Origin of the sequence: Alteromonas naphthalenivorans (assembly GCF_000213655.1) — a bacterium.
Classification (GTDB): domain Bacteria; phylum Pseudomonadota; class Gammaproteobacteria; order Enterobacterales; family Alteromonadaceae; genus Alteromonas; species Alteromonas naphthalenivorans.
The window spans coordinates 2249775-2264341 of the sequence record NC_015554.1 but is presented as its reverse complement, the minus strand read 5'-3'; the positions used below and the strand labels follow the sequence as shown (position 1 = coordinate 2264341).

Annotated in this window: 9 protein-coding genes; 6 read left to right on the top strand and 3 right to left on the bottom strand. The window is 43.4% G+C overall.

What is annotated here, in order from left to right; genetic code table 11:
- Positions 1 to 288 precede the first annotated feature (288 nt).
- The 3 genes from AMBT_RS09915 to AMBT_RS09905 all read left to right on the top strand — a co-directional run bounded on the left by AMBT_RS09915 (position 289) and on the right by AMBT_RS09905 (position 3832).
- Entirely contained in the window at positions 289 to 1845 is a 1557-nt protein-coding gene (locus tag AMBT_RS09915; protein WP_013784491.1) for an EAL domain-containing protein, read from the top strand.
- Positions 1846 to 1910: 65 nt separating this feature from the next.
- Positions 1911 to 2606, top strand: coding sequence for a lipoprotein-releasing ABC transporter ATP-binding protein LolD (lolD, locus tag AMBT_RS09910; RefSeq protein WP_013784490.1), 696 nt, complete (start codon positions 1911 to 1913; stop codon positions 2604 to 2606).
- Positions 2606 to 3832, top strand: coding sequence for a lipoprotein-releasing ABC transporter permease subunit (locus AMBT_RS09905; protein ID WP_013784489.1), 1227 nt, complete (start codon positions 2606 to 2608; stop codon positions 3830 to 3832). Before lolD ends, AMBT_RS09905 begins: the two co-directional genes overlap by 1 nt.
- A gap of 296 nt (positions 3833 to 4128) precedes the next feature.
- Here the strand turns inward: AMBT_RS09905 and AMBT_RS09900 are convergent, their stop codons facing one another.
- Positions 4129 to 5475, bottom strand: a complete 1347-nt coding sequence (locus AMBT_RS09900; protein WP_013784488.1) for a dicarboxylate/amino acid:cation symporter — start codon at positions 5473 to 5475, stop codon at positions 4129 to 4131.
- 108 nt (positions 5476 to 5583) lie between these two features.
- Between AMBT_RS09900 and AMBT_RS09895 the strand changes: the two genes are divergently transcribed.
- Positions 5584 to 8121: an Ig-like domain-containing protein gene (locus AMBT_RS09895; protein ID WP_013784487.1), complete on the top strand. Its 2538-nt coding sequence runs from the start codon at positions 5584 to 5586 to the stop codon at positions 8119 to 8121.
- Positions 8122 to 8181: 60 nt separating this feature from the next.
- On the opposite strand, the gene astB is transcribed toward AMBT_RS09895, so the two are convergent.
- Positions 8182 to 9522 carry an N-succinylarginine dihydrolase gene (gene astB, locus AMBT_RS09890; protein WP_013784486.1) on the bottom strand — a complete coding sequence of 447 codons (1341 nt, stop codon included), beginning with the start codon at positions 9520 to 9522 and terminating at the stop codon, positions 8182 to 8184.
- Positions 9523 to 9920: 398 nt separating this feature from the next.
- Here astB and topA point away from each other — a divergent pair, with 398 nt between their 5' ends.
- Together topA and AMBT_RS09880 are read left to right on the top strand one after the other, a co-directional pair.
- Positions 9921 to 12587, top strand: coding sequence for a type I DNA topoisomerase (gene topA, locus AMBT_RS09885; protein ID WP_013784485.1), 2667 nt, complete (start codon positions 9921 to 9923; stop codon positions 12585 to 12587).
- A gap of 12 nt (positions 12588 to 12599) precedes the next feature.
- A complete protein-coding gene (locus tag AMBT_RS09880) occupies positions 12600 to 13151 on the top strand; it encodes a DUF2058 domain-containing protein (RefSeq protein WP_013784484.1) in 552 nt (183 codons plus the stop codon).
- A gap of 191 nt (positions 13152 to 13342) precedes the next feature.
- On the opposite strand, the gene add is transcribed toward AMBT_RS09880, so the two are convergent.
- Positions 13343 to 14350 (bottom strand): adenosine deaminase, encoded by a 1008-nt coding sequence (gene add, locus AMBT_RS09875; protein WP_041452547.1) that lies wholly within the window; start codon positions 14348 to 14350, stop codon positions 13343 to 13345.
- Between the last annotated feature and the right edge of the window lie 217 nt (positions 14351 to 14567).

Here is a 14567-nt window from a genome sequence, read left to right as displayed (position 1 = left end):
TGTCTTTACCACATATAAACCTTTCTCCATACTAAGTATTAATATCCCTTGATGGCGCCTTACTGTTAGGCAATTGAATAATTAGTCAGAGCAGCAAACTACACGCTTTATTTAATATTGCGGTGGCTGCGTGTCATCTGGACGTTAGATAACTTTATTCTCTTCACTTCATTGACTTAACTTAATCTTCTGCAATGCTTAAATTCATCTAAAGTATTATTTTAATAGTCAATTTTTCGACTACTTTCATGTATATACAACAATGTGTCTAAATTTCATGTGGTACGAATGACTTATAATGAGCATAAAAAATTTTTACTCGCTGACAACCTTAAAGCTATAGCCGTATCTTTTCTGTCAGTTGTACTTGTGAGCGCTGTGCTTGGCCTACTGATGTTCTCAGTCATTAAAGAGCATGAGGATGATCGTGCAGCAGATATCTTATTAAACGTGCACATGGTGTTTAAAGACGCCGAGGCCGCCTTAGATCATCTGAACAGCAAGTCCTACCTCGCTTGTAGCGAAGAAAATCTAAACGAAATGCGACGCACGTTGTTTCGCTCTCGTTTCGTGAAGGAGATTGGTTTCTTTGGTGATGGAAAATTATTGTGCAGTACTTACCTGGGGATTTTAAAGCAACCCATAGACGAAGCTATCCCAGACTTTGAGACTTCTTTGGGGGATGCATTTTGGATAAATACCCCGTTAGAACTTTTTGACAACCAATCAAAAGGCACTATTGCAAAGCGTGGCCGTTACAATGCTGTATTAGATATGGATGCGGTTATTGGCCTAAACTTTAGTCAAGATTGGGCGCTATTTTACAAAGGGGATAGGTTATTTCACATGGCTGGGAACGCCAATTTAATGCCCCAGAGAGCAGGTGTTGCCAGCCTTGATACTAGCTACTTCTCTTTACATTTGATCAAGTGCGATGAATATTATTCTGCCACTTGTTTGAGCGTAGTATCGGATAAAGGACGAATTTTTAACATTCATAAAGGCAAATTGGTTTTGTTCGTTTGTGTAATGTTAATGACTGCAGCGTTGACCCACATGCTTATGTTTAATTACTTAAGACGCAGGCGTTCACTAGAGTCGCGTATTAGTCGAGGGCTTAAGACGGGTAAGTTTTATTGTCTATATCAGCCGTTCGTAATATTAAAGTCTGGCGAAGTTGTTGGCTGTGAAGTGTTGAGCCGATTTGAAGATGAATTTGGCCCGATTTACCCCGATGAATTTATACCTCAAGTTAAAGAGTTAGGGAAAACGTGGGAATTCACTACTGTGATGATTGAATCGGCAATGACTGCCCTCAACGAAAACAAGGATATTCCAGAATGCTTTAAAGTATCATTTAATCTGTTTCCGTCAGACTTTATGCAAGATGAGCTACTCGACTTAGATTGGGTGCTCGATATGAACGACAAAAAATTTAAGTTGGTTCTGGAGATAACCGAAGATGAGCAGCTAGCCACAGCTAGTGCGGTCAAGCATATAAAGGCACTCAAAAGCAGAGGTTTCTGGATGGCCATCGACGATTTTGGGGTAGGCTATTCAAACCTTAGCCAACTTAAATCTCTTAAATGTGAATTTTTGAAAATAGATCGTAGTTTTGTGATGGATATGGAGGATCACAGTATTCGTTCCTCTCTAATTCCTCATATTGTCAGTATCGCCGATGAATTAAGAGTAACATTAATTGCCGAAGGTGTTGAAAACACCGAGCAGTGTCAGGAACTTGTGAACATGAATGTTGAGTACGGGCAAGGGTGGTTATTTGGTAAACCGCAAACGGTTGAGAATTTAGCAAATACGATTGACCTGTCTTTCCAAACCCATTAATCGGTTGGCGTGTCTGTCGTTCCGCGATACCATGCAGTTATTGTTAAAAGACGAAGAACGGCTGCATGCAGGACGTATTACATTGCCGCAAAATCTGTAAAATTTATCAAGAAGGCGACAACAGTACGCCTGTTTTAAATAACATTTCACTTTCTATCAATGCAGGTGAGCATGTTGCCATTTTAGGTAGCTCTGGGTCAGGAAAAAGTACCTTGCTGCATTTGCTTGGCGGGTTAGACACACCCACAAGCGGTGAGGTGTGGTTTAAAGGCGAGTCGCTTACACAACTAAATGCTAAACAACTTGCCGCCTTGCGAAACAAAGAAATGGGCTTTATTTACCAATTCCATCATTTGCTAGGTGAATTTACTGCACTTGAAAACGTTGCCATGCCCCTTCGCATTGGCGGCGAGAGTGCGAGTACCGCTAATGCGAAAGCAAACGCTTTACTTAACGATGTAGGGCTTTCTCATCGTGCAGATCACTTGCCTAGCGCGCTCTCAGGCGGCGAACGCCAACGGGTCGCCATCGCTCGAGCATTAGTCGCATCACCGTCAGTTGTGCTTGCCGATGAACCAACCGGTAATTTAGATGCCACCACAGGTGAGCAGATTTATCAGCTGTTAAAACGTTTAAGCGAGCAAAAACAAACTGCCTTTGTGGTAGTAACCCACGATATTACCCTTGCTAACCGTATGGACAGAGTGCTTCGCATTAAAGATGGTGAACTGCTTAACGCAGCAACAGAGGAGCAACGCTAGTGGCGTTGGCATGGCAACTTGCTAAACGATTTCGTCGAGCCAAAGTTCAAAATCGCTTTATCTCATTTATTTCGATGTCGTCTACCGTAGGTATAGGCCTTGGTTGTTTCGTGTTAATTACCTTGTTAAGTGTAATGAATGGTTTTGAGCGAGAGCTAACGCAGCGAATTTTAACCGTTATTCCTCACGGCGAGTTATATAGCACCGACAAGACCGGTATTGAGAACTTAGATGCGCAGCTTTACCGCCTGAACCAAGACCCCAGAATTGCCAAGGTTGAACCTTACACCCCACTTACCGGCATGTTGCAATTCAAAGGTGAGTTAAAGGCGATTTCATTGACGGGCATTGCGGCAGACGCACAAAACACGTTTAGCCGACAAGTAACGGACGAACATTGGCAAAACTTCGCGTTAAACAGCGACAGTGTGCTGATAGGTCAAGGGATTGCCAACAAGCTTGATATTGAGGTGGACGATACCGTACAGGCACTTATTCCCGTTACCACGAAAGATTTACGCTTTAGCGCACCCACATCAATAACCTTAACCGTTGCAGGCTTTATGCATGTTGGTGGGGAGCTTGATAACCAATTGGGGCTGATGCACCTTGCGAAAGCTACCGCGGCCGCTGGCATAGAGGGCCAAGCATTGGGAATGCGCTTTACATTACACGATCCGTTTTCGGCCTATATCACCATGCGAGATATAGGTTATAGCTACCCTCAAGCAGTCTATATGTCTGACTGGACGCGAACCCAAGGTCATTTGTACAACGACATTCAGCTCGTTCGCACTGTTGTGTATATTGCGTTGGTGCTGGTGATTGCCGTGGCCTGTTTTAATATTGTGTCTTCATTAGTAATGGCGGTACGAGAAAAACAACCTGCCATTGCTATCTTAAAAACCATGGGCGCAACCGATACACTAATCCGGCGCACGTTTATGTTTCAAGGTGTGCTGAATGGACTCATTGGCATAGTGGTAGGGGTAACCCTTGCAATTATTATTGCCCCTAATCTTTCTACTATTGTGAAGTTTTTAGAAGGTGTTTTTGGGGTTGAAGTGTTGTCAGGCGATATTTATTTTATCGACTTTTTACCTTCCGCACTTATGTGGCAAGACGTGGTAGTCACCTGTGTGGTCGCCATCATCATGTCCGTACTAGCAACCTGGTACCCAGCCCATAAAGCGACAAAAGTGTCTCCTTCTCAATCCCTTCATTAACGGTGTTGGGGTTTATATATAGGAAGAGGGATTGTCATCGCTTGTATGACTAGCTAGCAATAATCTTAGCTATTAAAAATTGTAGATGATAACCATAGCTAGACGCACACTGAAGCTTTTGATTGAGCGTATTACAGCACCAATATACTTGGTCATTCACTTACCAATATGTATTGAGATTGTCAGTATATTGAAATTCAAAAGCGTATTTGCACTGGGTGATGGCAAGACCTATAAGGAATAAAAAAGGGTTAGCGATGCTAACCCTTTTGTGTAGTTCGAAAGTAGTGAAGGAATTAAGCGTTCTTGTCAAACTCGCTAAAATTCACATCTTCTTCTTTTTCACCAGCATGTTCATTGTAATAAATATCTTCATCAAGCCCACCTTCGCTTTTCGCAACAACACACGACACCATACAGTCACCTGTAATGTTAACTGCAGTACGGGTCATATCAAGTAAGCGGTCGACACCAATAATCAGGGCGATACCTTCAACTGGCAGGTTAACTTGCTGTAGTACCATGGCTAGCATGATTAAGCCCACACCTGGCACACCCGCCGTACCGATAGAAGCTAGGGTAGCGGTTAACACCACCATCATGTAGTCGCCCAAACTCAAATCAACACCATAAACTTGAGCGATAAATACGGTAGCCACACCCTGCATAATAGCGGTGCCATCCATATTGATGGTTGCACCTAAAGGAAGGGTAAAAGACGCGACTGAATTGTTAATACCCAATTTATTTCGCGCCGTTTCCATGGTGACTGGCAGCGTAGCGCTACTGCTTGAAGTACTAAATGCAAATAAAGCTGCATCGCGCATTTTCTTTAGTAGAACAACGGGGCTCAAGCCGCTTAAAAGTTTAAGCAATATTGAATAGGTCACTAAACCATGGATGATAAGCACGCCAAATACTAAGAAGAAGTATTTGGCCAAGCTAAAGATAGTGTCGCCACCAATGGTAGAGAACAGTTTAGCCATCAATACAAACACGCCGTAAGGCGCAAGATTCATGATGATGGTGACAAGGCGCATGATAACCGTGTTGATGTCTTCAAAAAACGCACTGACGCGTTTGCCTGCTTCGCCAGTCATCGCCATAGAAATACCGAATAACACTGCAAACACGATGATTTGAAGCATGTTGCCTTGCGCCATCGAGTTAATAGGGTTACTTGGAAACATATTAACGATAACGTCACCCAAACTTGGTGCAGTTTTCGCTTCAAATGACGTTTCAGTGGTTAGATTTAACCCTTCTCCTGGCGAAATAAGTAAAGCCATACTCATAGCCAGTGTGATTGCTATTGCAGTCGTGACAACATAAAGACCAACAGACTTAGCGCCTAACCGACCTAATTTACTAGGGTCGGACAGGGTACTGGTACCGCATATAAGCGAAACAAATACTAGTGGTACCACCAACATCTTTAAACTAGCGATAAAAATCTGCCCAAGGGTAGAAAATATACCATCTACAAAAATGCTATACGCAGAGAACTGGAAACCAAATACCGAAAACGTGAAATCTCCGCTATCATCGAACAATAGTTGAAGAAGCACACCTATCACGATACCGGCAATCATGCCGATAAAGATTCTGGTGGTTAAACTAAATTTATGTGCAGATTGAGACATTAAAATTCCCTGTACATTTTTATATTTTTATTTAGTGTGACAGATTCTATTGATTTTAAAACATAAAAAACGACCCAATTGTCATTTATAAAGGTTCAGGAACGAATTATGCGACAAATTACGCGCGTCTTGTCTAAGACACTCTGGCTATTTAGTACAATTTTCATACTAGCAGCATGTGGCGGAGGCGATTCAGTCTCTAGAGATGATAGCGATGGCTCCGATGATGGTGGTGATTCCTCCGCTACTGTTAATGTTGTATTAACCGTTCAAAACGCCAGCGGCGAAACCGACCGCAACCTAACCGCCGACAATTCTCTTACCGTTATTGCCACTGTTACCGATACCGAGGGCGTCGCCCAAGCCGACCAACTTGTCACGTTTGCATTAAGTAATACCGACCTTGCGGTGTTCGGAAACGACACCGGTACAGCGCGAACTGACGTGAGCGGGGTAGCAAGAATTACCATTAATGCCAGCACTGCCTCAGGTGATGGTGAGATAACAGGTAGCTTGAGCAGCGGTGAAACTGGCTCTACTACTTTTTCGGCAGTAGGTAGCGCAACGGTTGACCCAGCAACCACGGTATCGTTGGCATTGCAAAATGCCGCAGGTGAATCAGACAGTGACTTGTCTTCAGAAAATAGCTTAACCGCAGTTGCTACGGTATTGAACAGTGAAGGTGAGCCACAAGAAGACTTAATTGTTACCTTCACACTAAGCAATGACGAATTAGCTGTTTTTGGAAATGATACAGGGACTGCCCGTACTAACGAGAGCGGTATTGCGAGTATCAGCTTAGCAGTTGGCACTGCATCGGGAGATGGGGAATTAACAGCGACACTTTCAACCCTTGAAAGTGACACGACTACCTTCAGTTCTACTGGAAGTGTTACCGTTAGCGAAGACCCCGCATCTCTACAATTATATGCAAGTGCGGTTCAGTTGGCCTCTAGTGGCTCTGACGATATCGAACTTATCGCATTAATTAAAAACGAACAAAGCGTGTTGATGGAAGGTGTTGAGGTTAACTTTTCTGCTAGCAATGAAGCCGGTGTCGAATTGCAATTAACCCAATCTACCACCACCGCCGATGGTACTGCCAGAGCGTTAGTGTCTACTCAGAATGATGCGTCGAATCGTACGGTAACGCTAACGGCTCAAACCGGCGCATTAGTTGAAACCGTTGATATTTTGATCACCGGCACCGAAGTGACTATTAATGGTGCAAATTCAGTCATATTGAATGACACCGCCGAATATACGTTGCGTGTTCAAGATTCTGATGGGGTAGCCATTGTTAATCAAACTATCCTATTAGAAGCAGCGAATGGCTCTTTAAGTGAAACCTCGGTTAATACGGGGGCTGATGGTCAAGCGACTATTACTTACACAGCAACTACTTCGGGTGAAGATACGATCACTGCTTCGTCACTTAATGCCTCTGTAGAATTTGAATTAGAGGTTCAACAAGACGAATTTAGTTTTGTGGTACTGCCAGATGAAGAAATATCATTGAATGAAGCGGCCACCATCAGTGTTCAATGGCTACAAGATGGCAGCCCTGCTGTGGGTAATAACGTGATATTTAGTGCTTCTCGCGGAGCGATTATTGGCGCAGCGCTTGTCACCACCGATGCTGAAGGTATTGCCTCTATCTCAATAGAGTCTGACAACGCCGGTTTTGCTTCCATTACTGCCACAGGTACTGAGTCTGGTAATGAGTCTACGGTGAATGCGGTTGCGCAAGTAGAGTTTATTGCGGTTGAACCGTTTACCTTGATAGCTGATGCTACACCTGACCTGATTGGCCCTGATGGGCAAACCAGTACTATTACCGCAGTGGTTAGAGACCCTTCAGGTAACCTAGTTAAAAATACCGTGGTTAACTTCAACGTTGATGATGTATCTACTGGTTCTATTTCACCTTCTCAATCTACTACCGACAGCAGCGGTATAGCGTCTACGGTATTTACCTCAGGTGCGCCTTCAAGTGAAGATGCTGTGATTATTCGCGCTTCTGTAGCAAGCGATGAAACGATTACTGACGAAGTGTATATGACCGTAGGGGATAGAGCATTTGATATCTCAATTGGTACTGGCAATGAAATTGAAGAGCCTGACTCAACCACTTACCTAAAACGCTTTGCTGTGTTTGTGTCTGATTCAGCCGGCCAGCCTGTTAGTGGCGTTGAGTTAACAGCTTCAGGTACGCCTGTTAAGCGTGTTTTAGGAGGAACATATTTAAAAGGGTACTGGTATTGGGATGAAGACGAGTCTATTTATAAGCCTGACGTAACAATCGAATGTGATAATGAAGACATCAATGGCAATGGTATTCTTGATGTTGGAGAAGATACAAATGATGATGAATTCTTAACACCAGGTATAGTTGGAACATTGTCGTTTGCAGAGACGAATATAACGGATGAAAATGGACAAGCTGAGCTAGAGTATCGTTATCCGGCAAATTACGGTTTTTGGTACGATATAGTTATTACGATTTTCGGTCAATCGACAGGGAGTGAGGCTAGCCAAGATCATTATTATCGATTAGGCGTTTCTTCAGACGACTTAACCAATGAAGGGGCAGGTCTACCTGCGAACCCATTTGGATCTGAAGCTAATTGCAGTACTATTAATTAATACCATTTCAACTAACAAAAAAGCCGGCGCAAGCCGGCTTTTCTATATGTAAAACAATAACTAATCTTGTTGAAATGGATATACAGAACCAAGCTTTAATAGCTGAGTAAGTTCATCCAGTGCAGTACGTGATTCAATCAGTAACTGCGGATCGCGTAAATCATCTTCAGCGAGTACATCACGGTAGTGTTTATCTACCCATTTGTTAAGACGCGCAAATTGCATGTCGTTAATTAAAGTCGATGGATTTACCGCATCAAGCTCTTGGTCGTTCATGGCTACACGTAAACGCAAGCACGCAGGGCCGCCACCATTTCGCATACTTTGCTTTACATCAAAATAGTTCACCGATTTTATCGGCGTGCCCAAAGTAACTAGTTTGTCTAAATAACGCTTAACCGCATCGTTTTCTTCACAGTCTGTTGGCGCAATAATCGTCATGTCACCGCTAGGTAGGGTGATGATTTGGGTATTGAAAAGATACGTTTTAATTGCATCTTGTACTGACACTTCATCAGTAGGCACTTCAATAAGATGAAGGGGGGAATCACCAAACTTGGTTTGTAGTTCTTTTAGCCCGGCGTCTTTTTTATAAAAGGCTTGGTCGTGGTAGAACAGTACGTTTTGGTTGCCCACGGCAATCACATCGTTATGGAAAACCCCTTGGTCGATAACATCAGGGTTTTGCTGCATGTACACCACGCCTTCTTCGCTTAACCCATGCAAGCGAGCAACAGCTTGGCATGCTTCTAGTGTTTGGCGGGCAGGGAATTTAGTGGGGGCGGGTTTACTGGGGTCGAAAGCGTGACGGCCATATACAAAAAGCTCTACTCCAGCGTGGCTGTAATCGGAACACAAGCGAGTATGATTTGCTGCGCCTTCGTCACCGAAATGTTCGTTATCTGGTAAATGTAAGTGGTGGGCAAAGTGCTTTTCGTTTGCGAAGGTTGCTTTTAAAATATTACCCGTCACTTGCGGCTCTAACGAACGATGAAACTTGTTTGTTAAGTTTGCAGGTGTAAAATGCACGCGACCATCGGCCGTATCAGCGCTTGGAGAGACTGTGGCGGCGTTTGCTGTCCACATGCTTGATGCAGAGCAACATGCTAAGAAAATCTCTCTAGATTGCTTTGCAGCGCTTTCTAGCACTCTGGCATCTGAACCAGAAAAGCCGAGTCGACGTAATGCTGCTATGTCTGGGCGTTCTTGAGGGGCAAGTACACCTTGCATCATGCCCATGTCAGACAAGGCTTTCATTTTTAGTAAACCTTGTTTAGCTGCTTGCTTAGGGCTGCTAACTGCATTGGCATTGTTCAGAGAAGCAACATTACCAAACGAGAGTCCGGCGTAGTTGTGGGTTGGGCCAACAAGCCCATCAAAGTTAACTTCAAATTGCTTCATACTTTCCCTCTATTTGGTGTTTGAGCGTTTGACCGCTACCCTATAAATGCATAACCCATGATTTGGGGAGTATTTACAGTGAAGCTAACGTCTCTTTTTTTGTTAGCCGCGAATTAATAAGCATAATAAATGCCTGTTAATTACTAGGCGCAAAGGCATAATGGCTGGCATTATACGGTTTTTATGCGCCTTGCCAATCAAGGTGGTTGAAAAGTAAACAGGAATTGCACGCGATTGAAGCAATGGGAAGAATAACTATTAAGAAGATCTTGTTTTCCATTCACTTTGTCGATATATGTTAAAAAAGCACGGGCACCGCAATGGCACAGTCTACGGGCCCTTTATCTTTGAGAATGACTAAAATAGTCCTTTAGAATCAATAGGTTTAATTCAATTATATGGCAAAATCTCTAGTCATAGTCGAGTCGCCAGCCAAAGCGAAAACGATAAATAAATATCTTGGTAAAGATTTTATCGTAAAAAGTTCTGTCGGCCATGTTCGCGATCTGCCTACGAAGGCATTGGGCAAAGTTGAGCCCAAAAAGCCAGCGAAAGAACTCAAAACTTATAGCGAAGAAGACAAGCAAGAATATCTTCGCAGACATGAATATTTAAAACTTGTTGACCGCATGGGTGTAGACCCAGAACAAAACTGGAAAGCCCACTATCAGGTTTTACAGGGTAAAGAAAAAGTGGTTAACGAGCTTAAACGCTTGGCCAAAGACGCTGACACTATTTATCTCGCAACGGATTTGGATAGAGAAGGGGAGGCTATTGCGTGGCACTTACAAGAGTTGCTGGGCAGTAAAGGCAAAACCTATCAGCGTGTGGTGTTTAACGAAATTACTAAAAATGCCATTCAAGAAGCCTTCTCAGACCCAGGTGAAGTGAACGTTGCTCGCGTAAATGCACAGCAAGCAAGACGTTTCCTCGACCGCGTTGTGGGCTTCATGGTATCGCCGCTACTTTGGAAAAAGATAGCACGTGGTTTATCTGCTGGCCGAGTTCAATCGGTAGCTGTACGTCTAGTCGTTGACCGTGAACGTGAGATTAAAGCGTTTGTTCCAGAAGAGTTTTGGGATATTCATGCAGACTTAACCAGTGAGCAAAAAGCGGCGCTGCGTATGTTGGTAGCCAAGCATGAAGGTAAAGCGTTTAAACCGGTTAATAAAGCGCAAGCAGACAAAGCATTAGAAGATTTAAATGGCGCTAAGTACTTAGTTGAAAGCCGTGAATCTAAGCCTACGTCTAGCCGACCTTCAGCACCGTTTATTACCTCAACGTTGCAGCAAGCCGCGAGTACCCGTTTAGGTTTTGGTGTTAAGAAAACCATGATGATGGCGCAGCGCTTGTATGAAGCGGGTTACATCACTTATATGCGTACTGACTCAACAAACTTGAGCCAAGAAGCACTGGATAATTGCCGCGCCTATATCGATGATAATTTTGGTAGCCAATACCTACCAGAATCGCCTAATCGTTATGGTAGCAAAGAAGGCGCACAAGAAGCGCACGAAGCGATTCGTCCTTCAAGTGTTAAGGTAAATGCTGCGCATTTAGGTGATATGGAGCGTGACGCTCAACGCCTTTACGAGCTTATTTGGCGCCAGTTTGTAGCGTGTCAAATGACGCCGGCTAAATACGATGCCACCACTATTAGAGTGGGTGCAGGTAATTACGAGTTAACGGCGAAAGGTCGTGTGTTGAAGTTTGACGGCTGGACACGTGTTCAACCACAGCTTCGCAAAAAAGGTGAAGAAGAGTTAATGCTGCCTGATGTTCAAAAAGGTGATGTATTAAACTTAAATGCGCTTGATCCCAAGCAGCACTTTACCAAACCAGTGGCGCGTTTTAACGAAGCGTCTTTGGTAAAAGAATTAGAAAAACGCGGCATTGGCCGACCTTCTACATACGCAAGTATCATTTCTACCATTCAAGATCGCGGTTACGTTCGCCTTGAAAATAAGCGTTTTTATGCTGAAAAAATGGGTGAAATCGTTAACGACCGTTTGATGGAAAACTTTGATGACCTAATGAGTTTCGACTTCACCGCCAACATGGAGCAACAGCTTGATGATATAGCGGAAGGTAACAAAGATTGGAAAGACGTACTTAACCTTTTCTACAGCGATTTTTATGGCAAGTTGCTTAATGCCGAGAAAGCCCCTGAAGAAGGCGGAATGCGCCTTAATCAAGCTATTCCTGCTGGCATTACGTGTGACAAATGCGGACGTGAAATGAACGTGCGTACGGCGTCTACCGGTGTATTCCTTGGATGCTCTGGTTATAACTTACCGCCAAAAGAACGCTGCACTAACACCATGAACCTGACACCAGGTGATGAAGTGGTGAAAGTAGATGACGAAGAAGAGTTAGAAACCGAAGCGTTACGTGCTAAGAAGCGTTGTCCTATATGCAGTACTGCTATGGACAGCTACTTAGTGGACGAAACCCGTAAGTTGCATGTGTGTGGTAATACACCAACCTGCGAAGGTACCTTAGTGGAAACCGGTACGTTCAAGATCAAAGGTTACGATGGTCCCATTATCGAATGTGATAAGTGTGGCAGTGACATGGAGCTGAAAAACGGTCGCTTTGGTAAATACTTCGGTTGTACCAATGAAGAATGTAAGAATACGCGTAAGTTGTTACGTAACGGTGAGGCTGCGCCACCTAAAGAAGATCCGGTAGATTTACCAGAACTTCCTTGTGAAAAATCGGATGCGCACTTTGTATTACGTGATGGTGCTTCGGGTATTTTCATGGCGGCGCATAACTTCCCTAAATCTCGGGAAACGCGTGCACCAAAAGTGGAAGAGCTGGCGCGCTTTAGAGATAGAATTTCTGAAAAATTCTATTATCTGGCCGATGCACCGCAAAAAGATCCGGAAGGTAACCTTGCTATCGTTCGCTACAGTCGTAAGACCAAGCAGCAATATGTGATGTCGGAAAATGAAGCGGGTAAAGCTACGGGTTGGTCTGCATGGTATAACGACGGTAAGTGGGAAACACAAGCCGCCAGTAAACCTGCTGCTAAAACCAAAGCGAAAGCCAAAAAGAAATAAGAGATTTAGTATATGGCCTCGTTACAGGAACAGTTATTAAAAGCCGGCATAGCAGACAAAGGTTCTGCTAAGCAGGCGCGTGCTGAAAAGCGCAAAAAGAATAAGCAAAAGACAAAGAACAACCAGGGTGTGGTGGACGAAGCAACTATTGCTGCTCAGAAAGCCGCTGAAGAAAAGAAAGCCCGTTCACGTGAGTTGAATCAGTTGCAACAGCAAGAGCGTGAGAAGCGCTCTGTCATTGCACAGGTGAAGCAACTCATTGATGTGAATAAACAGCCGCGAAAAGGCGATACCGTACTGAATTTCACGCATGACAATGTAGTGAAGCGTATGTACGTGAGCGCTGAAATGCACAAGCAAGTGACTAAAGGCCGCTTAACCGTGGTGATTTTAGGTGATGCTTATGAGCTAGTGCCTACGCCTGTAGCGGATAAAATTGCGCAGCGTGACGATAGCTTTATTATTTACCGTGCCGACTTAGACACCAGCGACAATGACGGTAAAGAAGAAGCACAAGATGATTGGTATGCCGACTACGACATTCCAGATGATCTGACCTGGTAACGAAATCCTTGCCTTGTATCCAAATAAAATGACGTGAAATTCTTTTTCACGTCATTTTTCTTTTTCCTTCTCACATTCCCCTTCAATTTTTATTTCACTGTTTTCGCCGTTAGTTTGTCATGGCGGTATTCTCGGGGCTGATTGTTACATCGGTGCTTGCGCTTTACCTGCACGGTTAACAATCTATTGAATTAAGCGCACTTAGCTAAATAATCATTAAGCCCAGCTAAATATTGATCTTTTTCGGTAGATGTTAGCCAGCTTGCTTTAAAGCTGTTTGCCACTAACGTACTTAGTTCCTCTTGACTAAATCCACCCTCTTGCTGCAGCGCAATAAGGTTTTTATTTAAATATGCACGAAAATAGGAAGGATCGTCTGAATTAATCGTTGGCATTAATCCACGTTCAAGCATGGTTTTTATTTCGGTTGAGGTTAGTGATTGCACCACGAATTGATTCGACACTGGGCAAATGGTTAAGCCAATATTTTTTTGTTTCACTAAGTCGCATAATGCGTCTGATGCTAAAATATTTACGCCGTGATCTATTCTGTCTACATCGATATCTTCTAATACTTGGCGAATGTGCTCTAGGGTATTGTGTTGGTTAACATCGCAATGCATAGTGAGTTTTAATCCCCACTCACGGGCTTTAGCAAACACCTCTGCAAATTTAGATGGTGGGTTATTGTGTTCATCTGAATCTAATCCCACACCAATAAGTTTACTCAAATGAGGTTCAGCCATGAGTAAGTGTTTCATAGCCGAGTCGGCCGACATATCACGAAGGAAACACAGTATAAGATTGCTTTGTACACCTAGCTTGGTATTAGCATCCTGTTGTGCGCGATAGATACCTTCAATTACAGTATCGAATGCTACGCCTCGGGACGTATGAGCTTGTGGGTCGAAAAAGAGTTCCACATACACAATGTGCTGCGCCGCCGCTTTTTCAAAATAAGCCATGGTAAGCGCGTAAAAGTCTTCTTCTTCAATTAATACACTCATCCCTGCGTAATAAATATCTAAAAAAGAGGGTAGATCATGAAAGTTATAAGCGGCTATCATTTGCTCTGGGGTTTCTGCACTCAGGCTTACGCCATTCTTCTGTGCTAATGCAAAGCTTAGCTCAGGCTCTAATGTGCCTTCAATATGAACATGGAGTTCGGCTTTTGGCATTTTTTGTATGAATTCTTGCATGTGGCCTCTGTGTTATTTTTAGAAAAACGCGCACAAAACGACGCATTAAGGCTGAAATACAGCTAGTTTAAGACGCTGTGTCATCTAGGTTTATGTGTAAATTCACATAAAAAGCAAAGCCAAACGATGCAAAAAACAAGCCTTAGTTAAAAAGTATTATAATCTATTGATTAGCTTAAGTTATTAATAGTAAAAGATAAATGACGATTTTAGTTTG

Bases quoted from the DNA above. Each gene is read 5' to 3' on its own strand.
- add (WP_041452547.1), bottom strand. From the start codon at position 14,350: ATGCAAGAATTCATACAAAAAATGCCAAAAGCCGAACTCCATGTTCAT.
- lolD (WP_013784490.1), top strand. From the start codon at position 1,911: ATGCAGGACGTATTACATTGCCGCAAAATCTGTAAAATTTATCAAGAA.
- AMBT_RS09880 (WP_013784484.1), top strand. From the start codon at position 12,600: ATGGCCTCGTTACAGGAACAGTTATTAAAAGCCGGCATAGCAGACAAA.
- AMBT_RS09915 (WP_013784491.1), top strand. From the start codon at position 289: ATGACTTATAATGAGCATAAAAAATTTTTACTCGCTGACAACCTTAAA.
- topA (WP_013784485.1), top strand. From the start codon at position 9,921: ATGGCAAAATCTCTAGTCATAGTCGAGTCGCCAGCCAAAGCGAAAACG.
- AMBT_RS09900 (WP_013784488.1), bottom strand. From the start codon at position 5,475: ATGTCTCAATCTGCACATAAATTTAGTTTAACCACCAGAATCTTTATC.
- astB (WP_013784486.1), bottom strand. From the start codon at position 9,522: ATGAAGCAATTTGAAGTTAACTTTGATGGGCTTGTTGGCCCAACCCAC.
- AMBT_RS09895 (WP_013784487.1), top strand. From the start codon at position 5,584: ATGCGACAAATTACGCGCGTCTTGTCTAAGACACTCTGGCTATTTAGT.